The 26968-nt window shown below is 67.5% G+C and carries 22 protein-coding genes and 1 riboswitch; of the genes, 18 read left to right on the top strand and 4 right to left on the bottom strand.

Features of this window, described 5'->3' with window-relative positions; translation table 11 throughout:
* The first annotated feature begins 4 nt into the window (after positions 1-4).
* Together iolE and iolB are read left to right on the top strand one after the other, a co-directional pair.
* The gene (gene iolE, locus GH266_RS22835) at positions 5-904 is read left to right on the top strand and encodes a myo-inosose-2 dehydratase (RefSeq protein WP_158195900.1); all 900 of its coding nucleotides are present in this window, start codon (positions 5-7) and stop codon (positions 902-904) included.
* A gap of 47 nt (positions 905-951) precedes the next feature.
* A complete protein-coding gene (iolB, locus tag GH266_RS22840) occupies positions 952-1758 on the top strand; it encodes a 5-deoxy-glucuronate isomerase (protein WP_158195901.1) in 807 nt (268 codons plus the stop codon).
* 249 nt (positions 1759-2007) lie between these two features.
* Here iolB and GH266_RS22845 read toward each other — a convergent pair whose 3' ends face one another.
* The 3 genes from GH266_RS22845 to GH266_RS22855 form a co-directional block, all read right to left on the bottom strand.
* The gene (locus GH266_RS22845; RefSeq protein ID WP_158195902.1) at positions 2008-2625 is read right to left on the bottom strand and encodes a HupE/UreJ family protein; all 618 of its coding nucleotides are present in this window, start codon (positions 2623-2625) and stop codon (positions 2008-2010) included.
* A 177-nt stretch (positions 2626-2802) separates the two neighbouring features.
* Complete coding sequence (locus GH266_RS22850; protein WP_158195903.1) at positions 2803-3486, bottom strand: energy-coupling factor ABC transporter permease; 684 nt, start codon at positions 3484-3486, stop codon at positions 2803-2805.
* Positions 3487-3544: 58 nt separating this feature from the next.
* Positions 3545-3756: riboswitch (cobalamin riboswitch) on the bottom strand.
* 1266 nt (positions 3757-5022) lie between these two features.
* Complete coding sequence (locus GH266_RS22855) at positions 5023-6663, bottom strand: BCCT family transporter (RefSeq protein ID WP_158195904.1); 1641 nt, start codon at positions 6661-6663, stop codon at positions 5023-5025.
* Positions 6664-7208: 545 nt separating this feature from the next.
* Here GH266_RS22855 and GH266_RS22860 point away from each other — a divergent pair.
* From GH266_RS22860 to gph, 9 genes are all read left to right on the top strand, one after another.
* Positions 7209-7952: an HAD family hydrolase gene (locus GH266_RS22860; protein WP_209001509.1), complete on the top strand. Its 744-nt coding sequence runs from the start codon at positions 7209-7211 to the stop codon at positions 7950-7952.
* A 5-nt stretch (positions 7953-7957) separates the two neighbouring features.
* Positions 7958-8914, top strand: a complete 957-nt coding sequence (locus GH266_RS22865; protein WP_158195905.1) for a sugar-binding transcriptional regulator — start codon at positions 7958-7960, stop codon at positions 8912-8914.
* Between the two features lie 254 nt (positions 8915-9168).
* Positions 9169-10482 carry an ABC transporter substrate-binding protein gene (locus tag GH266_RS22870; RefSeq protein ID WP_158195906.1) on the top strand — a complete coding sequence of 438 codons (1314 nt, stop codon included), beginning with the start codon at positions 9169-9171 and terminating at the stop codon, positions 10480-10482.
* A gap of 90 nt (positions 10483-10572) precedes the next feature.
* The gene (locus GH266_RS22875; RefSeq protein ID WP_158195907.1) at positions 10573-11445 is read left to right on the top strand and encodes a carbohydrate ABC transporter permease; all 873 of its coding nucleotides are present in this window, start codon (positions 10573-10575) and stop codon (positions 11443-11445) included.
* A 2-nt stretch (positions 11446-11447) separates the two neighbouring features.
* Positions 11448-12278 carry a carbohydrate ABC transporter permease gene (locus tag GH266_RS22880; protein ID WP_158195908.1) on the top strand — a complete coding sequence of 277 codons (831 nt, stop codon included), beginning with the start codon at positions 11448-11450 and terminating at the stop codon, positions 12276-12278.
* An 11-nt stretch (positions 12279-12289) separates the two neighbouring features.
* Positions 12290-13291 carry an ABC transporter ATP-binding protein gene (locus tag GH266_RS22885; RefSeq protein ID WP_158195909.1) on the top strand — a complete coding sequence of 334 codons (1002 nt, stop codon included), beginning with the start codon at positions 12290-12292 and terminating at the stop codon, positions 13289-13291.
* Positions 13288-14061, top strand: a complete 774-nt coding sequence (locus GH266_RS22890) for an L-iditol 2-dehydrogenase (RefSeq protein WP_158195910.1) — start codon at positions 13288-13290, stop codon at positions 14059-14061. The genes GH266_RS22885 and GH266_RS22890 overlap by 4 nt, the downstream gene beginning before the upstream one ends.
* 109 nt (positions 14062-14170) lie before the next feature.
* On the top strand, positions 14171-15652 hold the full coding sequence (locus GH266_RS22895; RefSeq protein ID WP_244953858.1) for a mannitol dehydrogenase family protein: 1482 nt from the start codon (positions 14171-14173) through the stop codon (positions 15650-15652).
* A gap of 163 nt (positions 15653-15815) precedes the next feature.
* A complete protein-coding gene (gene gph, locus GH266_RS22900; protein ID WP_158195912.1) occupies positions 15816-16520 on the top strand; it encodes a phosphoglycolate phosphatase in 705 nt (234 codons plus the stop codon).
* Between the two features lie 75 nt (positions 16521-16595).
* Here gph and GH266_RS22905 read toward each other — a convergent pair whose 3' ends face one another.
* Positions 16596-18116: an SH3 domain-containing protein gene (locus GH266_RS22905; protein ID WP_158195913.1), complete on the bottom strand. Its 1521-nt coding sequence runs from the start codon at positions 18114-18116 to the stop codon at positions 16596-16598.
* 174 nt (positions 18117-18290) lie between these two features.
* On the opposite strand from GH266_RS22905, the gene GH266_RS22910 reads away from it, so the two are divergent.
* The 7 genes from GH266_RS22910 to GH266_RS22935 all read left to right on the top strand — a co-directional run bounded on the left by GH266_RS22910 (position 18291) and on the right by GH266_RS22935 (position 26911).
* Entirely contained in the window at positions 18291-19610 is a 1320-nt protein-coding gene (locus tag GH266_RS22910; RefSeq protein ID WP_158195914.1) for a ferredoxin reductase family protein, read from the top strand.
* The gene (locus tag GH266_RS23640) at positions 19603-19725 is read left to right on the top strand and encodes a hypothetical protein (protein ID WP_280524813.1); all 123 of its coding nucleotides are present in this window, start codon (positions 19603-19605) and stop codon (positions 19723-19725) included. Before GH266_RS22910 ends, GH266_RS23640 begins: the two co-directional genes overlap by 8 nt.
* A 212-nt stretch (positions 19726-19937) precedes the next feature.
* On the top strand, positions 19938-20342 hold the full coding sequence (locus GH266_RS22915) for a hypothetical protein (RefSeq protein WP_199270406.1): 405 nt from the start codon (positions 19938-19940) through the stop codon (positions 20340-20342).
* A complete protein-coding gene (locus tag GH266_RS22920; RefSeq protein ID WP_158195916.1) occupies positions 20343-21584 on the top strand; it encodes an HlyD family secretion protein in 1242 nt (413 codons plus the stop codon). It abuts the gene before it with no gap.
* Positions 21585-22628: 1044 nt separating this feature from the next.
* Positions 22629-23372, top strand: coding sequence for an ectoine synthase (locus GH266_RS22925; protein WP_158195917.1), 744 nt, complete (start codon positions 22629-22631; stop codon positions 23370-23372).
* Positions 23373-23647: 275 nt separating this feature from the next.
* Entirely contained in the window at positions 23648-25009 is a 1362-nt protein-coding gene (locus GH266_RS22930) for a lysine N(6)-hydroxylase/L-ornithine N(5)-oxygenase family protein (protein WP_158195918.1), read from the top strand.
* Between the two features lie 24 nt (positions 25010-25033).
* The gene (locus GH266_RS22935) at positions 25034-26911 is read left to right on the top strand and encodes an IucA/IucC family protein (protein WP_244953741.1); all 1878 of its coding nucleotides are present in this window, start codon (positions 25034-25036) and stop codon (positions 26909-26911) included.
* Positions 26912-26968: the final 57 nt, after the last annotated feature.

Below are 26968 nucleotides of genomic sequence, written 5' to 3' on the forward strand. Positions count from 1 at the left end.
ACAGATGATCCTCTACGGCACCAATCCGATTGCCTGGTCCAACGACGACGACCAGAGCCTCGGCGCCCATATTCCGCTCGCAACCTGCCTGTCGCAGGCCGCCGAGATCGGCTTCGACGGCATCGAGAACGGCCACAAGTTTCCGACCGATCCAGCCGAGCTCGCGCAAACGCTGGCGCCGCACGGGCTGAAGTTCGTCTCGGCCTGGTACTCGCTGCATCTGCTGACCCGCTCGGCCGAGACCGAGATCGAGGCCATCGGCGAGCATCTGGCGCGGCTGAAGGCGATGGGCTCGCCGGTGCTGATCGCCTGCGAGACCTCCAACGCTATCCACGGCAATGACGGGGTTGCGGTCAACGACCGACCGCGTCTCGACAGGGACCGGTTCGCCGCCTTTTGCGCCGATCTGGAGAAGGTCGCGGCCCATTGCGCGGCGCAAGGCGTGCCGCTGGTCTACCACCATCACATGGGCACCATCATTGAAAGCGAAGAGGAAATCGACGCGCTGATGGAGCTGACCGGCCCGGCGACGCGGCTGCTGCTCGACACCGGCCACGCGTATTTCGGCGGCGGCGATCCGGCGCGGCTTGCCGCAAAGCACATGGGCCGTGTTTCACATATCCACGCCAAGAACGTGCGTCCGGATGTGATGGCGCAGGTTCGCGAGGAGGGGCTGAGCTTCCTGGAAGGCGTACGCCGGGGCGTGTTCACCGTGCCGGGCGATCCCGAAGGCGGGGTCGATTTCGCGCCGGTGCTGCAGACCGCCGCGGAGCACGACTATTCGGGCTGGCTGGTCATCGAGGCGGAGCAGGACCCGGAGGTTCGCGATCCCGTCACCTACCAGTCGATGGGCCTCAAGGCGCTGAAGGCGCTCGCCCGCGAGACCGGCCTCGACCGGGGATAAGCCGGGGCCGCAAAGCCCGGGCGCAGACAATCAGGGAGAGCGATGCCATGGCCGATCTGCTGGTGAAACCAAAGGGTAAGCACGGCAAGGTGCACGACATCACGCCGCAGAGCGCCGGCTGGTCCTATGTGGGGTTCACGCTCTACCGGCTGGCGCCGGGCGAGAGCGCGAGCGAGGCGACGGGCGAGCGCGAGGCGATCCTGGTGCTGGTCGAGGGACGGGCCGAGCTGAGCGCCGGCGGGGTCTCCTTCGGCGAGCGGGGCGATCGGTTGAGCGTCTTCGAGCGCAAGCCGCCGCACTGCCTCTATGTGCCGAACGGCTCGACCTGGGAGGCTAGGGCGACGACCGAGCTGACGCTGGCCGTGTGTACCGCGCCGGGCAGCGGCGGGCACGAGGCCGGCATGATCGAGAACATCGGTTTCGAGGAGCGCGGCAAGGGCACCAATACCCGCTACATCCATCCCATCGCGATGGAGGACAAGGACGTCGCCGACAGCCTGCTGGTGACCGAGGTTTTCACGCCGCAGGGCCATTGGTCGTCCTATCCGCCGCACCGGCACGACGAGGACAACTATCCCGACATGACCTATCTGGAAGAGACCTATTACCACCGTCTCGACCCGTCGACGGGCTTCGGCATCCAGCGCGTCTTCACCGAGGACGGCAGCCTCGACCAGACGATGGCGGTGTCGGACGGCGACGTCGTGCTGGTCCCGAAAGGCCACCATCCGTGCGGCGCGCCCTACGGCTACCAGATGTACTATCTGAACGTGATGGCCGGCCCCTTGCGCAAATGGCGCTTCAAGAACCACCCAGACCACGACTGGATCGCGCAGCGAGACGCGAAGGCCTAGGTTTAAGAGGCTGATATTCAAACGAAAAACGCCCGGACGAGGTCTCGCTCGCCCGGGCGTTTTCATGCGTGTTCCCGGCCTCGCAAATTTCGAGACGGATTTTGCAAAATTCCGATGCAAACGGCGCGAATTTCGAGAATGCGCTCTCAATCTCGCGAAAACCTGCCTCCGGACCGGGTCACGGGCCGAAAAGCACCCGCTCGAGCGGGTTATCCCCGCTCGGGCTGAGGGCGGTAAAGTGGTGGCCGCTCACCCACCGATGAGCAGGGCGGCACCAGCGAGCGCCGTCAGGCCGCCGAGCACCCGGGTCAGGGCGTGGCCGCGCGAGGAGGCGAGCTTGCCGAGGCCATTGCCGAGCGCGATGCCGGCGGCATGCAGCAGGGCGGTGGCGAGGGCGAAGCCGGCGCCGTAGGCGAACTGGGTTGCCGCGCCGATCTCGCCGCCATGGGCATGGCCGTGGAACAGGGCGAAGGCGGCGACGACGGCGGCCGAGCCGGCAACCGGCAGCCGGACGGCCAGCGCCACGAGCAGGCCGAGCGCCACGACCGAGGCGAGGATCGCCGGCTCGACGAAGGGCAGGGAGACGCCGGCAAGCGCGAGGGCGAAGCCGAGCAGCATGGTGCCGACGAAGGCGGCCGGCACGAGGGCGACAGCGCGGCCGCCGATCTGCCAGGCCCACAGGCCGACGGCGATCATCGCCAGGATGTGGTCGGCGCCGAACAGCGGGTGGCTGAAGCCGGCGGCGAAGGAGCCGTGCTCGCCGGGATTGAGATGGGCAAGGGCCGGCGTCGCGGTAAGCGCCAGGGCGGCGGAGGTCGCGGCGAAGGCGGCGGCGCGGGCGCGCCGGGAAAGGGTGAACCTCGTCATGCAGTCGATCCTTTTCTCAAGTCGATCAGGACGCCCCGGAATGGGTCGCGCCAGTGCTTCGGGTCCTGTCAGGCTTCTCTTTCTTTCAGGCTGTTTTTCAGGTCGCCGGTTCCAAGGTGTTGGAGGCGTGGCCCCGAAAGGAAACCGGCCGCAACGTGCGGCCGGCAAGGCGTGCCGTCAGGCGGCAGCGTGGTAGAGGCGCTGCTGGAAGACGAGGCCGGTGCGGGCCTTGTCGAACAGCTTGGCGCCGGCGAGCACGGCAAGGTCGACCACCGGCTCGACGATGATCACCGTCAGGTAGGCGAGGCCGAAGCTGCCGACATTGGCAAGGTTCTCGGCGCTGAAGCCGCCGCCATAGAGCGCCCAGAAGGCGACCCAGACGACGATGCCGCCCTGGTAGCTGGTCGACAAGGCCAGCGCCTGCTTGTAGCTGACGTCCTTGTAGGCGGTCTTCGCCGGGATGATGTTGCGCGCCAGCAGGCTCATGGCGAAGAGCGGCACGATCAGCGTCGTCAGGTTCATGCCGTATTGCGGCAGGTCGGCCGGCGCGAAGAACAGGCCCTGGGTGAGCAGGCCGAGCGCAAGGCCGATGCCGGCCGGACCGGCGCCCAAAATCAGATAGAGCGTCGAGCCGAGAATGACGTGGACCTCGGACACGCCGACCGGCTTGGTCGGCAGCACCTCGAAGAAACAGAAGACCAGCGCGGTCGCGATCACCGAGCGGACCACCAGGGCGGCAAAGCCCCCGTCGCGGCGTATCGTATCGATCGCCATCTTGCCGATCAGGCCGACGGAGGCGGCAGCGGTCGCCACGCTGAGAAGGATCTTGGCGCCGTCGACGACGCCGGGTTCGATATGCATGTTCAGCCTCCTTGGCGCACCCACCGTGCGCGGAGCTATGGGAAAGACGCGAGAAAGGCTCGCGCCGCGGCCGATGGCAGGTCTCCTGGCTCGCGGTTCATTGCGCCTGTCCACCTTCCCGGCTTGGGGCCAGTGGCATTCGGACAGCGCTCGCCGCTCACAGTTGCGGGGGCAGCCACGGATTCGGTCCCTGTTGGGTACGCCTCGCCGTGTTCCCTTTTCACCCGCGTCCGGCTTTGCCTCGCGGGTACCATCGATCTGCAATGCTAGAGGGCGGGGCGTCGGTGTGACAAGATCAATTTTCGTCCGATCCTGTTCGCAATACGGCGTTTCCCGCCGGGAAATCAGGCAGAGGCGGAAACCATCGGCATCCGCAGCGGGTGCTTGTGGCACTCGACCGTTCCCCGCGTCTTCCCGGACGAGGCCGAAGGCCGACGATCCGGGACCGGGGAGCCGGGGGCGCTTGCGGACGCGCTCGGGCATGGGGGCGGGCACCGTGCCTCTCCGGTTCCGGGTCGCGCTTCGCTTGCCCGGAATGACGCCAGGGGAGGTTGGAGCGAAGAACACCTGCCGGGGTTGCCAATGGTTCCCGGCTCTCCGGCTTCGCCTGCGGCCGGGATGACCTCGGAGGAGATGCAAGGTCATGCCTCCGCCGTCACCCCACCCACCCCACCGAGGTCACCCCGGGCAAGCGTAGCGCGACCCGGGGTCTATTGGTTTCCAGAGCGGACGTGAGGCGGGCGGCACTCGTTCCACCCTCCGCTGTCACGCCTGCGCAGGCAGGCGTCCAGTATCCGCCGGGGCTGATGGCAGCGCGAAGCTAGCCACCACCGGCGTTCCTGCGGCAGCGCTGAGGCCTCGCCCGAACCGTTCGGGGGTACTGGTTCCCGGTCTTCGGCTTCGCCGAAACCGGGACGACAGCCCTTGGGTGAGGCGGACGACGTGCTTTCCTCGCCGAGTTGCGAAAGATCGTCGTCGTCTTCACTGCCGGACTGAGAGACCACCTCAACGATCTGAGTTGATGACAGCCTGAGAAAGTGGCGCGGCCCTGGCTTCCCCTCTGCCGTCACCCCGGCCAAGCGAAGCGCGCGCCGGGGCCTATTGGCTGCCAGAGCGGTTGCGAGGACGCATCGGCGTGGGCGCATCCCCTTTTTGTGCGAGACCACGCGCAAGCCCCTCCGGCGTCTTCCCGGACGGCGCGCAAGCGCCGAGCCGGGACCGGGGAGCCGGGGGCGCTTGCGGACGCGCTCGGGCATGGGGGCGGGCACCGTGCCTCTCCGGTTCCGGCTCGCGCTTCGCTTGCCCGGAATGACGAGAGGAGAGGGAGGAGCGCGGGAGCCGGCGAAACGAAATGCAGGCCGGCGCAGTTCACCCCCCTCTGTCGGCTGTGCCGACATCTCCCCCTCAAGGGGGGAGAGGGGTGCGTGGGGCGGCGGAAAATCAGGCAGAACGACCCGCAGGCGGGCATGAAAAAGGGCGCGGCCCGTCAAGGCCGCGCCCGTTCCCCCTGTGCCCCGAGAAGCGAGGCGCTGTGCGTCAACGCTCCTCGGTCTGCAGACCCTTGAAGATCGCCACGCACATGAGCAGCAGCACGAGCGTGAAGGGAAGACCGGTCGAGATGACCATCGCCTGAAGCGAGCCCAGGCCGCCGCCGATCAGCAGCACGATGGCCACCAGCCCCTCGAAGGTGCACCAGAACACGCGCTGCGGCACCGGCGCGTCGACCTTGCCGCCGGCGGTGATCGTGTCGATCACCAGCGAGCCCGAGTCGGACGAGGTGACGAAGAACACGATGACCAGCACGATGGCGATGGTCGAGGTGATGGAGGCGAGCGGCAGGCCCTCGAGCATCGCGAAGAGCGACAGTTCCGGGCTGTAGCTGTCGATCACGTTGGCCTTGACCGCGCTGGTCGCCGGGTCGGAGAGGACCTGGTCGATGGCAACGCCGCCGAACACCGCCATCCACAGCACGCAGACGAGCGAGGGGATGATCAGCACGCAGGTGATGAACTCGCGCACCGTGCGGCCGCGGCTGACCCGGGCGATGAACATGCCGACGAAGGGCGACCAGGAGATCCACCACGCCCAGTAGAAGGCCGTCCAGCCCTGGCGGTAGTCGTCGTCGGTACGGCCGATCGGGTTCGACAGGCTGGGGAGGTCGGCGCCATAGGCCACGAGACCGGTGACGAAATCGCCGAGGATCGCGACCGTCGGGCCGGCGAACAGCACGAACAGCAGCAGCACCGCGGCGATCACCATGTTGATCTCCGACAGCACCTTGACGCCGCCGTCGAGCCCGCGCAGCACCGAGACCAGCGCGATGGAGGTGATGGCGACGATCAGGATCACCTGCACGGTGATCGTGTTCGGGATGCCGTAGATGTGCTCCAGGCCCGCATTGGCCTGCTGGGCGCCGAGGCCGAGCGAGGTGGCAAGGCCGAACAGCGTCGCGAACACGGCCAGCGTGTCGATGATATGGCCGGTCCAGCCCCACACGCGCTCGCCGAAGATCGGATAGAAGGCCGAGCGGATCGACAGCGGCAGGCCCTTGTTGAAGCTGAACAGCGCCAGCGCCAGCGCCACCACGGCGTAGATCGCCCAGGGGTGCAGGCCCCAGTGGTAGATGGTCGCCGCAAGGCCCATCTGCTTGGCCGCCTCGACGTTCTCCGGGATGATCGAGCCGTCGGCCGCAAACGGCGAGGGCACGCCGAGCGGCGACGAAATCGCCATGTGATAGACGGGCTCGAGCACGCCGAAGAACATCAGGCCGATGCCCATGCCGGCCGCGAACAGCATCGCGAACCAGCCGGTATAGCTGTAGTCGGGGCTCGCCTCCTTGCCGCCGAGCCGGACGCTGCCCCAGGGGCTGACGACCAGGAACAGGCAGAACAACACGAAGACGTTGGCCGCGCTCATGAAGAACCAGTCGAAGGTGCTGGTCAGCGCCGGCCGCAGCCAGCCGAAGAACGAGGCCGCCTGCTCGGGCGCCAGCAGCGCGTAGAGCACGAAGGCGACGATCGACAGGCCGGAAATCAGGAAGACAGGATTGTGGATGTCGAAGCCGAAGGGGCCGAGCTGCCCCTCCAGATTGTGCTGACCGATCTCGAAATCGGTGTCGATGATGTCGGACGCACCTTCCGGCTCGGGAATGCCGGTGGCGCTTGTCTGGTCACTCATCTTTTGTCCCTGTTGTTGCGACAAGGCTGGCGCACGGCAAAGCCGCTTGCCGGACATGTCTGCTTTATTGCGGGCCTGGCGGCCCGGTCGGATTGTATTTGCGAGAGACCACACCAAGAGGTGTCAGGAGCGGCATCTGCCGGTGTTCCGGCGACATTGCACGCTGGCCAGTCTCGCACCCGCACAGGCTTGGACCGTGGTCCGGCGGAGGAACCGGCAGGCTGGCCGGTGTGCGGGCTTCGTTGCGACCGCCCGGATGGCCCGGGCGAGCGAAAGGGGGCTGGGGGATCCGGGCGGACCGGACCTCATCCTCGCCCCAAAAGGCAGAACCGGGCATGCAGTGCATCCCCGGTCGACGGCGTGCAATGTGGCATATTTGCGGCAAAATCGCAAACATGTATGTATTTCAACTACTTGACTATCGAATTTGGATTCGTTCGGCCGCTTCGAACGGCCGCCGGCACTTGACTTGGGCAGCCTGCCATCGTCAGGAAGAACGGGTAGGGGCCGCGCGGGTGCGGCCGCGCAACAGGACGCCGCGCCGCGTGCAGACGCTCGACACTTCCTCATCCGGCCTTCGCGACGCGCTCGCGGGACGCGACATCGCTCTCGTGATCTTCGACTGCGACGGCGTGCTGGTCGACAGCGAGCCGATCAGCGAGCGGGTGCTGCTGGCCGCGCTCGAGGAGGCGGGCGTTGCGGTCGACCACGCCTATTTCAAGGCGCATTTCCTCGGCCGCAGCTTTCCGCGCGTTGCCCAGAGCATCCGCGACGACTTCCGGCTCGCCTTGCCCGAGACCTTCGAGAGCGACTACCGCGAGCGGCTGCTCCTCGCCTTCGAGGCGGAGCTGAAGCCGGTCGCCGGCGTGTTCGACGTGCTGGACCGGCTGGCGGTGAGGGCTTGCGTTGCCACCAGCAGCAGCCCGCCGCGGGTGCGCCGCTCGCTGCAGCTGGCCGGGCTCGACGGCTATTTCGGCGAGGCCGTGTTCACCGCCTCGCAGGTGGCGCGCGGCAAGCCGGCGCCCGATCTCTTTCTCCATGCGGCCGCGCAATGCGGCGTTGAGCCTGAGCGCTGCCTCGTGATCGAGGACAGCCTGCCGGGGCTGGAGGCGGCGCGCGCGGCCAAGATGGCCGTGTGGCACTTCATCGGCGGCAGCCACCTGGATGCGGGCGATGCCGCGCCCGGCGAGCCGCCGCTGCCGGTGTTCGACCGGTGGGACGCGTTTTTCGAGATGGCGCCGCAGCTGGTGCGCGATTTGGGCGGCCGCGCGGCCGGAGAGGGGAGCTGAGGCGAATGGCGGGCAAGGGCGATGCGGATGTGAGCCGTCTCGACGAGGCGGCCCGGGCCGGGTGGCTCTACTATGTCGCCGGCAACACCCAGGACGAGATCGCCCGCAAGCTCGGCGTCTCGCGCCAGTCGGCGCAGCGGCTCGTTTCGCTGGCGGTGACCGAGCGGCTGATCAAGGTGCGGCTCGACCACCCGATCGCCCGCTGCATGGAGCTGGAGCGCAATCTCGCCGAGCGCTTTGCCTTGCGCTCCTGCGAGGTGGTGCCGAGCGATCCGGGAACGCCGTCCTCCATCGTCGGCCTCGCCCAGGCGGCGGCGGGCGAGATGGAGCGGCACCTGAAGTCGAACGAGCCGAAGATCATCGCCTTCGGCACGGGACGCGCGCTGCGTGCCTCGGTCGACCAGCTGCCGACCATGGACTGCCCGCAGCACAAGGTCGTGTCGCTGCTCGGCAACATGATGTCGGACGGGTCGGCCTCGGCCTACAACGTCATCATCCGCATGGCCGACCGGGTCAACGCCCGCCACTATCCGATGCCGCTGCCGGTCTTCGCGCGGTCGAAGCGCGAGCGGGCGCTGCTGCACAATCAGGAGCCGGTACACAACATCCTGGAACTGGCCAAGGACGCGGACGTGACCTTCGTCGGCGTCGGCAACATGGGCGAGAGCGCGCCGCTGTTCGTCGACGGCTTCATCAGCCGCGACGAGATGTCGGCGCTGACGGCGGCCGGCGCCATCGGCGAGATCACCAGCTGGGTCTACGACCGGAACGGCGAGCTGATCCAGGGCCTGACCAACGATCTCGTCGCCAGTGCCCCGCTCGGCAAGGCGCGCGACAAGCCGGTGATCGGCATCGCCGCCGGTGAGGCCAAGGTCGACGCGATCCTCGGCGCGCTGCGCGGGGAATTGCTGAACGGGCTGATCACCAACGAGCTGACCGCCGAGCGCCTGCTGGCGCGCTGAGGGCGGCGTCAGATCCTCACCTCTTCTGCCAGGAACACGAGCACGCGGCGCCAGGTTGCAGCCCGCGGAGGGCTTCGCGCGCGCTTCGTGCCCCAGCGGAAGCGCGATCCAATCCCCTGAAACAAAATGATTTTTTGCGGCGCAGCAACGAATGTTGGGGCGGGAGACGCTGCGCCAGCTTGACGGCATCTGCCTGTTTTGTGAGTATTTGCCCGCAATCATAGCAAATGCCCAAGGGCATCCGGGAGGACTTCATGACCACATTCATCCGTGCCCTGCTGGGCGCGACGGCCATTTCGCTTGCCGTGTCCCCGGCGCTGGCCGAGAAGCTGACCATCGCCACCGTCAACAACGGCGACATGATCCGCATGCAGAAGCTGACGGATGATTTCGCCGCCAAGAACCCGGACATCGAGCTGGAGTGGGTGACGCTGGAAGAGAACGTGCTGCGCCAGCGCGTGACCACCGACATCGCCACCAAGGGCGGCCAGTACGACGTGATGACCATCGGCACCTACGAGGCGCCGATCTGGGCCAAGCAGGGCTGGCTGGTCGCGCTCGACGACCTCGGCGCCGACTACGACGTCGACGACCTGCTGCCGGCGATCCGCGGCGGCCTGACCGTCGACGGCAAGCTCTACGCCGCGCCGTTCTACGGCGAGAGCTCCATGGTGATGTACCGCAAGGACCTGATGGAGAAGGCCGGCCTGACCATGCCGGACGCCCCGACCTGGGACTTCATCAAGGAAGCCGCCGCGGCGATGACGGACAAGGAGGGCGAGGTCTACGGCATCTGCCTGCGCGGCAAGGCCGGCTGGGGCGAGAACATGGCCTTCCTCAGCGCCATGGCCAATTCCTACGGCGCCCGCTGGTTCGACATGGACTGGAAGCCGCAGTTCGACAGCGAGGCCTGGAAGGCGACGCTGACCGACTATCTCGACCTGATGAACAATTACGGCCCTCCGGGCGCCTCCAGCAACGGCTTCAACGAGAACCTGGCGCTGTTCCAGACCGGCAAGTGCGGCATGTGGATCGACGCCACGGTCGCGGCGTCCTTCGTGACCAACCCGAACGACAGCCAGGTCGCCGAGCATGTCGGCTTCGCGCTGGCCCCCGACAAGGGCCTGGGCAAGCGCGGCAACTGGCTGTGGGCCTGGAACCTGGCGATCCCGGCCGGCTCGCAGAAGACCGAGGCCGCCAAGAAGTTCATCGCCTGGGCGACCTCCAAGGAATACCTGGAGCTGGTCGCCGCCAAGGAAGGCTGGGCCAACGTGCCCCCCGGCACGCGCACCTCGCTCTACGAGAACGCGAAGTACCTGGAGGCCGCGCCCTTCGCCAAGATGACGCTGGACAGCATCAACGCCGCCGACCCGCAGAAGCCGACGGTCGACGAGGTGCCGTATGTCGGCGTGCAGTTCGTGGCGATCCCCGAGTTCCAGGGCATCGGCACGGCCGTCGGCCAGCAGTTCTCCGCCGCCCTTGCCGGCTCGGTCTCGGCCGAGCAGGCGCTGCAGAACGCCCAGCAGGCGACCGAGCGCACCATGCGCCGCGCCGGCTACATCAAGTAAGCCTGCGCCGCCAAGGACGAGGACCGGCGCGCTGCATGCGGGCCGGTCCGCCCTTCCCAAGACCCGACCACCTGACCCGGGGCTGAACCGATGGCTACCGCCCACTCGCGTGCCGCCGCCCGCGTGATGATCTCGCCGGCCGTGATCCTGTTGCTCGGCTGGATGATCGTCCCGCTGTCGATGACGGTCTACTTCTCCTTCCTCAGCTACAATCTCCTGATGCCGGGGATGGAGGAGTTCATCGGCTTCGGCAATTACGAGTACTTCCTGACCGATCCCGCCTTCATGGAGGCGCTGGTCAACACGCTGCTGCTGGTCGGCGGAGTGCTGGCGATCACCATCGTCGGCGGCGTCGGCCTCGCCCTGCTGCTCGACCAGCCGATGTGGGGGCAGGGGATCGTCCGGGTGCTGGTGATCGCGCCGTTCTTCGTCATGCCGACGGTTTCCGCCCTGGTGTGGAAGAACATGTTCATGAACCCGGTCAACGGGCTCTTCGCCCACATGGCCAAGGCGCTGGGGCTGCCGCCCTTCGACTTTCTCGCCCATGCCCCGCTCATGTCGATCATCCTGATCGTCGCCTGGCAGTGGCTGCCTTTCGCGACCCTGATCCTGCTGACCGCGCTGCAGTCGCTCGACAAGGAGCAGATCGAGGCGGCGGAAATGGACGGGGCGAGCGCGTTCGACCGCTTCCGCTTCATCGTGCTGCCGCACATGTCGCGGGCGATCACCGTGGTGATCCTGATCCAGACCATCTTCCTGCTGTCGGTCTTCGCCGAGATCCTGGTGACCACCAATGGCGGGCCGGGCTACGCCTCGACCAACATCACCTATCTCGTCTACGCCCAGTCGCTGCTGCAGTTCGACGTGGGCGGCGGCTCCGCCGGCGGCATCGTTGCCGTGATCCTCGCCAACATCGTCGCGATCTTCCTGATGCGGATGATCGGCAAGAACCTGGAGGCCTGACCATGGCGCGTCGTGCCACCGGACCCCGCAAGCTCGTCGTCACGCTGGCTGCCTGGGCCATCGGCCTCGCGATCTTCTTCCCGATCCTCTGGACGATCCTGACCAGCTTCAAGACGGAGGCCGAGGCGATTGCCTCACCCCCCTCGTTCCTCGCCTTCGAGTGGACGCTGGAGAACTATGTCGAGGTCAACTCGCGCTCGGATTACTTCCTGCATTTCATGAATTCGGTGGTGATCTCGCTCGGCTCGACGCTGCTCGGCCTGCTCATCGCCATTCCGGCCGCCTGGTCGATGGCCTTCGTGCCGGCCAAGCGGACCAAGGACATATTGATGTGGATGCTCTCCACCAAGATGCTGCCGCCGGTCGGCGTGCTGGTGCCGATCTACCTGATGTTCCGCGACTTCGGCCTGCTGGACACCCGTATCGGCCTGATCGTCGTGCTGACCCTGATCAACCTGCCGATCATCGTCTGGATGCTGTTCACCTACTTCAAGGAGATCCCCGGCGAGATCCTGGAGGCCGCGCGCATGGACGGGGCCTCGCTCTGGGACGAGGTTGTCTATGTGCTGACGCCGATGGCGGTGCCGGGCATCGCCTCGACGCTGCTGCTCAACATCATCCTGGCGTGGAACGAGGCCTTCTGGACGCTGAACCTGACGGCGGCCAAGGCGGCCCCGCTGACCGCCTTCATCGCCAGCTATTCGAGCCCGGAAGGGCTGTTCTACGCCAAGCTTTCCGCCGCCTCGACGCTCGCCATCGCCCCGATCCTGATTCTCGGCTGGTTCAGCCAGAAGCAGCTGGTGCGCGGCCTCACCTTCGGCGCAGTCAAGTAAGGACCCGAACGATGGGCAGGATTACCCTTTCCAAGGTGACCAAGACCTTCGGCGACGTGGAGGTGATCCCGCCGCTGGACCTTGAGATCGAGGACGGCGAGTTCGTCGTCTTCGTCGGACCGTCCGGCTGCGGCAAGTCGACCCTTCTGCGGCTGATCGCCGGCCTTGAAGATGTCAGTTCCGGCGAGATCGAGATCGACGGACGGCCGGCCACCGACCTGCCGCCGGCCCGGCGCGGGCTTGCCATGGTGTTCCAGTCCTACGCGCTCTATCCGCATATGAGCGTGCGCAAGAACATCGCCTTCCCGCTGAAGATGGCCAAGATGGACGCGGCCGAGCAGGAGCGGCGGGTGCTGGCGGCGGCGAAGACGCTGAACCTCTCCGACTATCTCGACCGCCGGCCGGGGCAGCTGTCCGGCGGCCAGCGCCAGCGCGTCGCCATCGGCCGCGCCATCGTGCGCGAGCCGGAAGCCTTCCTGTTCGACGAGCCGCTGTCCAATCTCGATGCGGCCTTGCGCGTCAACATGCGGCTGGAGATCTCCGAGCTGCACCAGTCGCTGAAGACGACGATGATCTACGTGACCCACGACCAGGTCGAGGCCATGACCATGGCCGACAAGATCGTGGTGCTGCGGGCGGGTCATATCGAGCAGGTCGGCTCGCCGCTGGAGCTCTACCGCAGCCCGGCCAACCTCTTCGTCGCCGGCTTCATCGGCTCGCCGAAGATGAACTTCATCACCGGCGAGGAAGCGGCGAAGCATGGCGCCCGCACCATCGGCATCCGCCCCGAGCATCTGGCGATCGCGCAGGACGGCGGCAGCTGGCAAGGCCGGGTCGGCGTTGCCGAGCATCTGGGCTCCGACACGTTCCTGCATGTGCATGTGGAGGGGCAGGAGCCGCTGACCGTGCGCGTGCCGGGCGAGGCGGGCTATCGCCACGGCGATACGGTCTCGCTGACGCCGAACCTGGAGCACCTGCACCGCTTCGACGAGACGGGGCTGGCCCTGCGATGAGGCGGCTGGAAGGGCGCAGCGCCCTGATCACCGGGGCAGCGCGCGGCATCGGCCGTGCCTTCGGCGAGGCCTATGCCCGCGAGGGCGCTCGGGTCGCCATCGCCGACATCAACCTGGAGGGGGCACGGCAGGCGGCCGAGGCCATCGGCAACGGTGCCATCGCCGTGCAGCTCGACGTCACCGACCAGGCCTCCATCGAGCGCGCTGTAACCGAGGCCGATGCGGCGCTCGGCGGCATCGACATCCTGGTCAACAATGCGGCGCTGTTCGACATGGCGCCCATCGTCGAGATCACCCGCGAGAGCTTCGACCGGCTGTTCTCGGTCAATGTGGCCGGGTGCCTGTTCACCATGCAGGCGGTGGCGCGGGCGATGATCGCGCGCGGGCGCGGCGGCAAGATCATCAACATGGCGAGCCAGGCCGGCCGGCGCGGCGAGCCGCTGGTCGCCGTCTACTGCGCCACCAAGGCGGCGGTGATCAGCCTGACCCAGTCGGCGGGGCTCGACCTGATCCGCCACGGCATCAACGTCAACGCCATCGCGCCCGGCGTCGTCGACGGCGAGCACTGGGACGGGGTGGACGCGCTTTTCGCGAAATACGAGGGCAGGGCGCCGGGCGAGAAGAAGCGCCTCGTCGGCGCGGCCGTGCCGTACGGACGGATGGGCACGGCGGAGGACCTGACCGGCATGGCGATCTTCCTCGCCGGGCCGGAGAGCGACTACGTCGTGGCGCAGACCTACAATGTCGACGGCGGCAACTGGATGAGCTGAGCCGGCAAACGTACGACGAGCGATGAGCGAACACGCAGCGCCGCGCGCCCTCCCGCGCGCCGGCACCAGAGAGCATGACCCAGAGGCCCCAGTGAGCGCAGTGACTCCAGTGACCACCAGCCTGTCCCTTTCGACCCTTTCCCAGATTACCGGCGCGGACGTGCCGGCCTATGCCCGCACGGACCTGAGCGCCGGCATCGTGCATCTGGGCGTCGGCAACTTCCACCGCGCGCACCAGATCGTTTATCTCGACCGGCTGTTCAACCGCGGGCTCGACCGCGACTTTGCGGTGATCGGCGCCGGCGTGAAGCCCTACGACGCGGCGATGCGCGAGCGGCTGAAGCGGCAGGACTGGCTCTCCACCGTGGTGGAGCTGGATCCGGGCGGGCTGACGGCCCGCGTCACCGGTGCGATGATCGATTTCGCGGAAGTGGAGCCCGACGCCATCGTCGCGGTGCTGGAGCGGCCCGAGATCCGCATCGTCTCGCTGACGATCACGGAAGGCGGCTACTATGTGGACGCCACCACCGGCGGGTTCGACGCGGGCCATGCCGATATGGCCGCGGATGCGGCCCATCCGGATGCGCCGGCCTCCAGCTTCGGCCTCCTGCTGAAGGCGCTGCGCCGCCGCCGGGCGGCCGGGATCGCGCCCTTCACCGTCATGTCCTGCGACAACCTGCCGGAAAACGGCCATGTCGCGCGCAACACCATGCTGGGCCTTGCCCGGATGAGCGATCCCGACTTCGCCGACTGGGTGGCGGAGAATGTCGCCTTCCCCAGCAGCATGGTCGACTGCATCACCCCGGCGACCTCGGAGCGCGAGAAGACCCTGCTGCGCGAGCGCTTCGGCATCGAGGATGCAGCGCCGGTCGCCTGCGAGCCGTTCCGCCAATGGGTGATGGAGGACACGTTTCCCGCCGGCCGGCCAAGGCTGGAGGAGGTGGGCGTCCAGTTCGTGAAGGACGTTGCGCCTTACGAGTTGATGAAGCTCAGGATCCTCAACGGCGGCCATGCGGCGATTGCCTATCCGTCGGCGCTGCTCGGCTATCATTTCGTCCATGACGCGATGGCCGACCCGCTGATCGCCGGCTTCTTGAGAAAGCTCGCCCATGCGGAGGTCATCCCGACGGTTCCGCCGATTGCCGGCGTCGACTTCGCCGCCTATTTCGAGCTGATCGCCTCGCGGTTTTCCAACCCTGAAGTCGGCGACACCATCCCGCGCCTGTGCCTCGACGGGTCGAACCGGCAGCCGAAATTCATCCTGCCGACCGTGCAGGCGCGGCTGGAGGCAAATGCGGATCTCGCCGGTCTGGCGCTGGAAGTGGCGCTGTGGTGCCGCTATTGCGCCGGCACGGCGGAGGACGGCAGCGCTATCGGGATCGTCGACGAGCGTGCGGCCGAGCTGACCCGGCGGGCGCTGGCGGCGCGCCAGACGCCGCAGGCCTTCCTCGATTTCACGCCCGTCTTCGGCGATCTCGGCCGCAGGCAGCCCTTTGCCGATGCCTTTGCGCGCGTCCTCGGCGCGCTGTGGGCGGACGGCGTGCGCGCGGTGCTGACCCGCTACATCGAAAGCGGCGCAGCGGGACGCTGAGCGCAGGTTTGTCCGCCCCATCAAGGCGGCGCGGCGGAGATCCTCCCTCCGCCGCGCCGCTTTTCTTTGCCGTCTTTCCTGTTGAGGGGAGGCCGGCGCTCTCGACCCTGCCGCCGCTTCGTGCTTGTCTCGGCAGCTTGAAAAACCGACAGGGAGGAGTGCCTTGGGCATTCAGGATGCATCGGGGCTGAAGGCCCTGCTTTTCGATCTCGACGGCACGCTGGTCGACAGCGTTCCCGACATCGCGGCGGCGACCAACCAGCTGCTGGACAGCGAGGGGCACGCGCCGCTGGAGGTCGACGAGGTCCGGCGGATGATCGGCCACGGCATCCCCAAGCTGGTGGAGCGGGCGATGGCCGCGCGCGGCCGCGTGCTGGACGCCGAGGCGCTGGCGCCGCTGGTGGCGCGGATGATGGCGTTCTACGGCGACAACCTGACGGGGCGCACGGCGCTGCTGCCGGGCGCCAGGGAGGCGCTGGAGGAAGGCGCGCGGGCCGGCCTCGGCCTTGCCGTCGTCACCAACAAGCCGGAAGGCTTTTCCCGGACGATCGTCGCGCATTTCGGCCTGGATGACCTGGTGCCGGTGGTGGTCGGCGGCGACACCTGCGCCACCCGCAAGCCGGCGCCGGAGATGCTGCTGCATGCGGCGGCAAAGCTCGGTGCGACGCCGGCAACGGCGGTGATGGTGGGCGACAGCGGCGCGGATGTCGACAGCGCGCGGGCCGCCGGAATGAAGGTGGTGGTGGTGCGCGGCGGTTATGGCGGCGTTGCGGCGGAGGATCTCGGCGCCGATATCGTCATCGACACGCTGGCAGACCTCTTCGATGCGCTGAAGCGCCTGGCCGAAACGGCCGACGCCCGGGCGTGAGGCCCGGGCGCCGAGATTTGCAAGGCACTGTTCGGTTGGCGGCTTACCGCCAGCCCTGACTTGCCGCTTGGCGGATCACCGCCAGCCGCCGCGACCCGGCCGGTAGCGCGTCTGGCGGACATAGTTGGCCGAGACCCAGCCGCTTTCCTCGCCGCCGAGCAGCTGGATGCGGCACCAGGTCTGGCTGCCGACCGCACGGCAGCCCCGGTCGATCAGCACATCGCCATTGGCGACCCGGCCGATCACCGAATAGCCGGTGCCGGGGCCGCTGCGCACGTTCAGCAGGCCGTTGGCGCTGAGGCCAGTCACCTCGAAATAGCTGGCGCGCGGGTCCGGACCGGGGATCGGATCGGGCCGCGAAGGCCGGTCGGGACGACCGGGGCGTCCGACGCCGGGACGATCATCGCCGGGGCGCCAATCGCCGGGACGGTCGTCACCCGGACGGCCGGGGCGACCCGGACGGGTGGGGCGCTCGTCCACGGGCGGCACCGGACGCGAGCTCGCCTCGCGCAGGAAGTCGCCGGCAACCCAGCCCTTGTCCTGGCCGTTGCGACGTTCGACCTCGCACCAGCGCTGGCGGTCTCCGACAAGCCGGCCGCAGCCGAGATTGCGCAGCACCTCGCCGTCGGAGAGGCGCGCGGTGATCGGGAAGCCGGTGCCCGGCCCGGTGCGCACGTTGAGATAGTCGCGCCCGCTGATGCCGGTGACCCGCCAGAAGTCCGGGCCGCCGTCGTCCATGATCATGCGGGGACGCTCGGGACGATCCGGGCGGCCGGGACGGTCGCCGCCGGGACGATCAGGACGGTCGGGGCGACCGGTTCCGGGGCGGTCCGGACGGTTGCTGCCTTCGCGCAGATAGGTGGCCGAGACCCAGCCGTTGTCGCGCCCGTTCGGCCGCTCGACCTGGCACCAGCGCTGGCCGGTGACCATGTGGCAGCCGAGATTGCGGAGCACCTCGCCATTGGCGAGCCGCGCCACGACCGGGTTGCTGGTGTTCGGCCCCGAGCGCAGGTTGAGGAAATCGCCGGAGCCGACGCCCGTCACCTGCCAGAATTCCGGGGTGCCGGCATTGCCGCCGCCCTGATTGCCGCCGCCCTGGTTTCCACCCCCCTGGTTTCCACCCGGCGGGCGGCCGCCGCCGGTGCCGGGCTGCGGGTCGGGGCGCTGCGGCCGGCTCTGCCCCGGACGCGCGGAGGCGACGGTCAGCACGTAGCGGGCCGTCTCGTTGCGGGCGACGCCGTCGACCGACAGGCGCACGCGGATGCGGAACTCGCCCGCCTCGCTCGCCCGGCCGGTATATTTCGTGCCCTGGCGCGCGCCGTCGAAGACTTCGCGGCGGCTGCCCGGCTCGGCAACGCCCATATGCACGTAGCGGTTGGAGGAGGAGAGCGAGAGGCTGACCTGCTGGCCGGTCGTCGCCGGCAGCAGGTACTCGACGAATTCCTCGCCCTTGATCATGCCGGCGACTTCGGTGCCGGCCGCCCCGCGCGGAATGTCGATGCGCTCGGTGCGGATCTCCATGGCAAGGGCTGCCGGCGCTGCAAGGGCGACGGACGCCGCGACAGCAAGCGTGGCAAGGGAGCGGAAAAGCGTCATGCCTCAAATCTCCTGAATGAATCTGCCGAAAAGGCAGTGTCAGGATGAGTGTTCGCCCGGCAATGTGTCGAGGTCTTGACGCCCATACGATGATTTGCGGCAGTGCTATAGCGGTTTTCGCGCATTGCCGGACGGGCGAGGGGCCTTATCATCGGGACCCAAGGGGGAACCGCAATGCCTGCCGCCGCGCTGATCCTGCTCTATCTTCTTGTCGCGCTGGCGCCGCTGGCCCTGGCTGCCGCCAGCGGGCGGCCGCCGCGCCCGGTGATGGACGAGATCGCCAGCGGCATGGCGATGGTGGCCTTCGCGATCCTGCTGATGGAATTCGTGCTGTCGGGCCGCTTCCGCTCGATCTCCGGCCGCGTCGGCCTCGACGTCACCATGCGCTTCCACCAGCTGCTCGCCCGCACGGCGCTGGCGCTCGCCTTGGCTCATCCGTTCCTCTACACGCTGCCCTTCGCCCGGCCGCTGCCCTTCGATCCCACCCGCCAGCTGACGCTGACCTTCGCGGCGGAAGGTCTGGTGACCGGCGTCCTCGCCTTCGTGCTGCTGCCGGCTTTCGTGGTCCTGTCGATTGCCCGCGACCGCATCGGCTGGCGCTACGAGACCTGGCGGCTCGCCCATGGGCTCGGCGCGCTGGCCATCGCCGTGCTGGTGCTGGTCCATGCCCGGCACGCGGGCCGCTACAGCGCCGACCCGCAGCTTGCCGGCCTGTGGGGGGTGCTGACGGCGGCGGCGGTCCTGTCCCTGCTGCATGTCTACCTGGTGAAGCCGCTGCTGGCGCGGCGGCGTCCCTGGGAGGTGACTGCCTTGCGCAAGCTCGCCGAGCGCACATGGGAGGTGGTGCTGAGCCCGAAGGGGCATGACGGGATCGCCTACCGCGCCGGCCAGTTCGCCTGGATCCGCATCGGCGCGCCGGTCTTCTCGCTGCGCGAGAACCCGTTCTCCATCGCCTCGGCGCCGGGCGAGGGCCGGGACTTGCGCTTCGTCATCAAGGAGCTCGGCGACTTCACCGCGACACTCGGTGGCATCCCGCTCGGCACCACGGCCCATGTCGACGGGCCGCACGGCAACCTGGTGCTGGAGGGGCGGCAGGGCAGCGGCATCGCCTTCATTGCCGGCGGCGTCGGCATCGCGCCGATGCTGGGGCTGCTGCGGCAACTGGAGATCGACGCGGACCCGCGCCCGACGATGCTGGTCTACGGCAACCGCCATGCCGGCCAGATCGCCTGCAGCGAGGATCTCGCCCGCATGCGCCGGCAGCACCGCACAACCGTGGTGCAGGTGCTGTCCGAACCGCCGGACGGCTGGGAGGGCGAGCGCGGCATGGTCGATGCGGCGCTGATCGCCCGGCTGTTCGCCGATCCCCGCCATCGCGACTGGCTCTATGTCCTGTGCGGCCCGCCGGCGATGATGGAGGCGGCGGAGGAGGCGCTGCTCGGCCTCGGCGTGGCACCCCGGCGGATCATTTCGGAAAGGTTCCAGCATGACTGAGCCACGCCGCCTGCCGGTAATGCGTCCGCACACCGCCCGTTTGCGGCGGCTCGCCCTGTTCTGGATCCTCAACGGGGTGCTCGCCGCCGGCATCCTCGTCTTTGCGCTGCGGTAGAGCCCCTTCGGCCGGTACAAACCTTGCTGCTGATGGTGTTTTTTCTACTCCGCGTACCGGATTTCATTCTAGTGTAAAGCCGCCGGGCTGGAGGCGTTCGGGGCGCAGGCCGCAGGCAAACCGGGGGGCTTGGAATGGCTGCCGCTACACATGAACTTGCACCCCATCATCTGCCGTCGTTCATACCGTCGGCGGATGGTGGCGATCCGCTGATGACGATCATGCTGGCCGTGCTCCTCATCGGTGTGGTGCTGTTGGGGACGTTCTACCTGCATCTTCACTCCCTGCCGGAGCGCCTCGCGCACAAGCATGGCAGGATGCAGTTCGAACTCGTCGCCGTGCTCGGCCTGTTGGCGCTGTTCACGCACAACAATCTCTTCTGGGTCGCAGCGCTCCTGCTCGCATTCGTGCAGCTCCCGGATTTCATGACACCGCTCGGGTCTATCGCGAATTCCCTGAGCCGAATGGCCAACCCGGCCGACATGCGGCACGACAGCGAGCCGGAGCCGCCACGCGAGGCAACGGAGCCGGACGCCCCTGCGGAACCGCAAACCATCGCAGCGGCAAGCGAGCCGACGCCCGCGCCTCGGCAGGCCGCAGACAGGCAGGAGGGGTAAATGTTCGAACTTCTGTTCTGTTCCATCCTGACGATCCTGCCGGACTATCTTTTTCGCCGTTATGGCCAGGGCAAGCGGATCGGCCGGGAGATCACGCTCTACTCGGTCTGGTACGAGCTGCGCTATGGCATTGTCACCTGCCTGATCCTTACGATTTCGCTGATAACACTTGTCTTCTACTACCATCCGACGGCAACGACGGCGGTGGCGTCGTTCCGTACGATTGCGATCCTGCCGGAAGTGTCGGGCCGTGTGTCGGAAACCTATGTTCCGGTCAGCCTCGAGTTCGAAGTCAAGGCGGGTGATCCGGTCTTCAAGCTGGACAGCCATCGCCAGGAGGCTGCCGTCGAGACGGCGCGGCAACATGTGGGGGATGTCCAGGCCGAGATCGCGCTGGCAAGGGGCGAACTTGCCGTCGCCAGCGCGCAGGTCGAGCAGGCGCAGGCCTCCTTGAAGCAGGCGCAGGACGAGTTGGACACCAGGCAGGAGCTGTTCGACCGCAATGCCAACGTCGTGAGCGTGCGGGATGTCGAGAAGTTGCAGAACACCGTGAGCGCCATGGCGGGGGCTGCAAAGGCCGCGCAGGCGAACAAGGACCTGATCGACACCAAGATCAGCGTGTTCCTGCCCCAGAAGTTGAAGAGCGCGCAGGCGCGGCTGGACGAAGCGGAGGTGGAACTGGCGAAGACCACCGTTTACGCCGGCGTCGACGGGACCGTCAGCCAATTCGTGCTGCGGCCGGGCGACATCGTCAATCCGATGATGCGTCCTGCAGGGATCCTGATCCCGAAGGACGCCCAGAAGCAGCGCCTGATCGCGGGGTTCGGCCAGATCGAAGCCCAGGTCCTGAAGGTCGGCATGGTGGCCGAGGCCTTTTGCGGCGCGCTGCCTTTCACGATCATTCCGCTGGTGATCACGGAAGTGCAGACCCAGATCGCCTCCGGACAGGTGGGCGTGGGCGGTCAGATGGTCGATGCCAGTCAGACCGTGCGGCCGGCATCGATCACCACCGTGCTGGAGCCCATCTACCAGGACGGCCTGCAGGAGCTTCCGCCCGGCGCGGTGTGCAAGGTGAACGCCTATACCAGCAACCACGACCGGCTGTCCTCCGGGGAACCGCTCGGAACAGGGGAGTTCATCTACCTGCATGCGGTCGATGCGGTCGGGCTCGTTCACGCCATGCTGCTTCGTCTCCAGGCTCTGCTGTTCCCCGTGCAGACGCTTGTGCTGACCGGGCACTGACAACCCGCGCGGCCGCTGTTGGCCCCAAGGGGCTGCGGGAGCGACCGGGAGTGTGGAGCCACGGCGGCTGCGGTGTTTTGCGGCAGTGCCTCCGACAGGCCCCCGGCTCCCCGGTCCCGGCTCGGCGCTGGCGCGCCGTCCGGGAGGACGAAGGAGGGGGCGGCGTCCGGGAGGACGCGGGGTGGGGCGCCCCGTCGCGGGCGCTGCTCACCCCCCTCTGTCGGCTGCGCCGACATCTCCCCCTCAAGGGGGGAGAAGAGTGCGTGGGGCATGGCCGGTGTGTTTCGTCGCCGCTCTGGAAGCCAATAGGCCCCGGCTCTGCGCTGCGCTTGGCCGGGGTGACGGCAGAGGGGATGCGAGGTCGTGCTTCTTTCTCAGGACGTCATCCCGGCCGCAGGCAAAGCCGGAGAGCCGGGATCCATTGGCGCCCTCGGCGGGTGTGAGGCGCGCATGCCTTTCCCTGCGTCATTCCGGGCGAGCATCGCGAGACCCGGAACCGGCGAGCCGCGGCGGTTGCGGTGTTTTGCGGGAGTGCCTTCGACAGGCCCTCGGCTCCCCGGTCCCGGCTCGGCGCTTGCGCGCCGTCCGGGAGGACGAAGGAGGGGGCGCCGTCCGGGAGGACGCGGGGTGGGGCGCCCCGTCGCGGGCGCTGCTCACCCCCCTCTGTCGGCTGCGCCGACATCTCCCCCTCAAGGGGGGAGAAGAGTGCGTGGGGCATGGCCGGTGTGTTTCGTCGCCGCTCTGGAAGCCAATAGGCCCCGGGTCGCGCTTGCGCTTGCCCGGGGTGACCTCGGAGGTGGGGCGATGGCGGTGGAATGGCGGTTAGCTTTCGCCCCTTTCGATATCGCAAGCTGTGCCCATGAATATATTTTGCGAATTATTGCAGTTTATACTTAAGGGGGCCGTGTGCTCGATATCTTCGCAAGCGCAAACTAAGACAAAACAAGATTTATACCTTTGACGGTGCGCGGGGTAGCCTTTGCGGACACGTCCGGCAGCGGCCCGGCAGACGGGCCGGCCGGATCGATCCGGGAGGGCTCAAACGTGATCGTCCGTACCTTCAAGGCCGCCGGCGATGCGCCGGTTTTCCGTTATGCCGTGTCTCGCGAGGTGGTCTCGCGCACCGACCAGGTGGGCCACGCGCTCTACGACACGACGCTGGCCGCCGGCGCTGCCGACACGGTCGCGCGCGATGCCGCCGGCGAGTTTCCCGCGCAGGCGCATTTCTGCCTCTCCGGCAGCGGCACGGTGACCGTCGACGGGCGCAGCGAGCGCGCCTCGCCCGGAACGCTGGTCGCCGCGCGGGCCGGCGCGGAGGTGAGCTTCATCGCCGAGACCGAGATGCGCATCTGCACCGTCTTCGGCGGCGAGGGGCCGCAGGAGGCGATCCGCGCGGACGCGCTGATCCGCCATGTCGACGAGTTCATCGGCACCGAGCGCGACGTCTTCTGGGGCAACGGCCAGAGCCGGCGGCTGCTGGTCAAGGCCGACGGCTTCGGCTTCGCCCTGTGCCAGACGCTCGGCAATGCCAATACGGACTCGCCGCTGCAGTACCGGCACCATTTCGAGAGCTGCTACTACGTCTCGGGCAGCGGCGAATATGTCTGGGAGAGCGGCAGCCACCCGATCGACACCAACGGGGCGCGGGCGACCGCCTTCATCATGAACCGCAACGACGCCCACCGCATGGTGGTGCACGATCCCTCGATCTGCCTCAGCGTCTTCAGCCCGCCCATCGAAGGCACCGAGGCGCACGACTTTTCCGGCAAGCGGCCGTCGTCCTACTGAGAGACGCCCTCCAGCGGCCGCCTGACGCGATTTTCTGCGCTTCCGGTGCTCACGTACCCGAATGTACGCTGCGCTCCGGGTCTCGCAAATCACGCCATCCGGCCGCCGGAGACCGTCTCATCGAGGCGGAGCGGGGCTTGGCGGCAAATCAGTCGCCAAGCCACCGAATGGGCCGAATATAATATATTTCAACTGCTTTTGCCGGATCGCTAAGGTTTTCCCGTCCGCCGCGGATGCCGTCCGCGTCCCGGTTGGCGTCGCCGGAAGGAGTTTCAATGACGTCGCAATCCGTGCAAAGCGCCGAAGGCCATGTCTTCGACATCATCGGCATCGGCATCGGTCCGTTCAACCTCGGGCTCGCCTGCCTGACCCAGCCGATCCGCGATCTCGACTGCCTGTTCCTGGAACGCAAGGACCAGTTCAACTGGCACGAGGGTACCTTGCTGGAAACGGCGACGCTGCAGACGCCCTTCCTGTGCGATCTGGTGACGCTGGCCGATCCGACCAGCGAGTTCAGCTTTCTCAATTACCTGAAGCAGACCGGCCGCATCTATGCCTTCTATGCGTTCCTGCTGGACACGGAAAACTTCTTCCTGCTGCGCAACGAATTCAACAAGTATTACCGTTGGGCCGCTAGCCGTCTCGACAATGTGGTGTTCAACCGCGAGGTGGAGGCCGTCGAGTACGACGACAAGGCCGGCGTCTACCGGGTGACCAGCTTCAACACCAAGATGGGCCAGCGCAAGGTGCTGCTCGCCCGCCGCATCGTGCTCGGCTCGGGCATGTCGCCGGCGCTGCCCGCCCCGTGCGAGCCGCTGCGCGGCACGCTGCTGCACAGCGCCGACTACCTGCGCAATCGCGAAGCGGTGCGGCAGAGGAAGTCGATCACCGTGGTCGGCTCGGGCCAGAGCGCGGCGGAGGTCTATCACGACCTGCTCAGCGACATCGACCGCTACGGCTACCGGCTGAACTGGGTGACGCGCTCCTCGCGCCTCGTGCCGCGGGAGCTGACCAAGTTCACCCTGCAGATGACGACGCCGGACTATGCCGACTACTTCTTCTCGCTCTCGCGGCCCAAGCGCGAGGACCTGGTGCGGGCGATGCAGGCGATCTTCAAGGGCGTCAACCCGTCCCTGATCAACGACATCTACGACCTGCGCTACCGCAAGCTGCTCGGCGGCGATGTCGACATGATGCTGATCTCCAACACGGAGGTGGAGGCCTGCACCCATGATGCGGCGAGCGACAGCTTCCGCGTCACCTTCCGCCAGGTGGAGGAGGAGAAGTCCTTCGAGCTGGAGACCGACGTGCTGATCATGGGCACCGGCTACCGGTTCCGCATGCCGGACTATCTGAAGCCGATCTCGGATCGCATCAACTGGTGCGGGGAGGGGCGCTTCGCCGTGGCGCGCAACTGCAGCATCGACAAGGAGGGCAGCGAGATCTTCGTCCAGAACGCGGAAATCCACGCCGACAGCTACCTGCCGCCGGATCTCGGCCAGTCCTGCTACCGCAACTCGGTCATCATCCGCGAGGTGCTGGGCAAGGAATACTATCCGGTGGAGCGCAGCCTTGCCTTCCAGCGCTTTTCTTCGCTCGCGGACGGCATCGCTGCCGCCGTCTCGGCCGGCGGCTGACGGGGCAAGACGACGATGGATGCGATGACCGCCGCCCTGCAGACCATGCCGCCGCACGAGCGTGCGACCGCGCATCTGGAAAGCGACCGCTGGCTGTGGGCCAACCGGCTGCTGGTGCGCAAGGCGATCTCCGAATTCGCCCACGAGCTGCTGCTCGCGCCCCGTGAGAAGGGTGGCGAAGCGGGCCACTACGTGCTGGAGCAGCCGGCGCTCGGCATCGAGTACACGTTCCGCGCAAGGCGCATGCGCCTCGACCACTGGCAGGTGGATGCCCACTCAATCAAGAAGCGGATCAAGGGCGAGCCGGCGCCGCTCGACGCGCTGAAATTCATCATCGAGTTCAAAAAGGAGCTGGGCATTCGCGATGCGATGATGCCGGTCTATCTCGACGAGATCAGCAGCATTCTCTACGGCAGCGCCTACAAGGCGGCGACCAAGCCGCACCGGGCATCCGACCTTGCCGGCGCCGACTTCCAGGCCATCGAGACGGGCATGACCGAGGGCCATCCCTCCTTCGTTGCCAACAACGGCCGGCTCGGCTTCGACACGGCCGATTATCCGCTCTACGCGCCGGAGGCGGCGGGCCCGCTGTCCATCGTCTGGATCGCGGTCTCCCGCGAGCACTCGCGCTTCACCGCGATGTCCGGCATCGACCACGACCGCTTGATGGCGGAGGAGCTGGGCGAGGACACGGTCGCCGATTACCGGGCGCAGCTGACGGGCGAGGGGCTCGATCCCGACCGCTACCACTTCATGCCGGTGCATCCCTGGCAGTGGTTCAACCGCATCTCGATGAGCTTTGCCCCGGAGATCGCCCGGCGCAACATCGTCTATCTCGGCCTGTCGCGGGACCTCTACCAGCCGCAGCAGTCGATCCGCACCTTCTTCAATGCCTCTGCGCCGTCGAAGCGCTACGTCAAGATGGCGCTGTCGATCCTCAACATGGGCTTCATGCTGCAGCGCGGCCTGTCGCCGGAGGACATGCAGACGACGCCGGAGATCAACGAGTGGCTGCGCAACCTGCTGGCGCGCGACCGCTACCTGCAGGACAACGGCTTCTGCCTGATCTGCGAGCAGGCGACGATCAGCTACCGCAATCCCTATTACGAGGAAGGGCTGGCGGCGGATTCTCCCTACAAGCACGTGCTGGCCGCCCTGTGGCGGGAAAGCCCGGTCAACCTGATCCGGCCCGGCGAGCGGCTGATGACCATGGCCGCGCTGCTGCATCTCGATCCGCAAGGGGATGCGCTGACCGCCTGCCTGATCGAGCGTTCGCGGCTGGGGGCGGAGGAGTGGATCCGCCGCTATCTCAAGGCGTATCTGGCGCCGGTGCTGCACTGCTACTACGCCTATGACATCATCTTCATGCCGCATGGCGAGAACGTCATTCTCATTCTGGAGAACGACGCGCCGACGCGCATCGTCATGAAGGACCTGGCGGAGGAAATGCGCATCCTCAACAGCGGCGCGACGCTGCCGCCGGTGGTGCGGCGCAACTGCGTGGTGCTGGACGATGCGGTGCGGCTGGACGGCATCTTCACCGATGTCTTCGACTGCTACTTCCGCCATCTGGCGGCGATCCTCGACGAGCGGCAGGTGCTGCCCGAGGCGCGGTTCTGGGCGCTGGTCGGCGAGTGCGTGCGCGAGTATCAGGCGGCGCAGCCGCAATATGCGGACAAGTTCGCCCGCCACGACGTCTTCGTGCCGGAGTTCCCGCGCAACTGCATCAACCGCCTGCAGCTGCGCGACAACCGGCAGCTTCTCGATCCCAACGACCCCGACAAGGGGTTCGAATATGCCGGCACGCTGCCCAACCCGCTGACGGGCGGGACGGACGGATCGCCGGGCGTGCTGCGCCGGGCGATGGGGCATATCGGGACCTATTTCCTCGGCCCGGGCTGAGGCCGTTTCCCTCTGTCTTGCGCTGGTCGCGCAGATATGAAAACGGACTTTGTGGCA

Source organism: Stappia indica, assembly GCF_009789575.1.
GTDB lineage: Bacteria > Pseudomonadota > Alphaproteobacteria > Rhizobiales > Stappiaceae > Stappia > Stappia indica_A.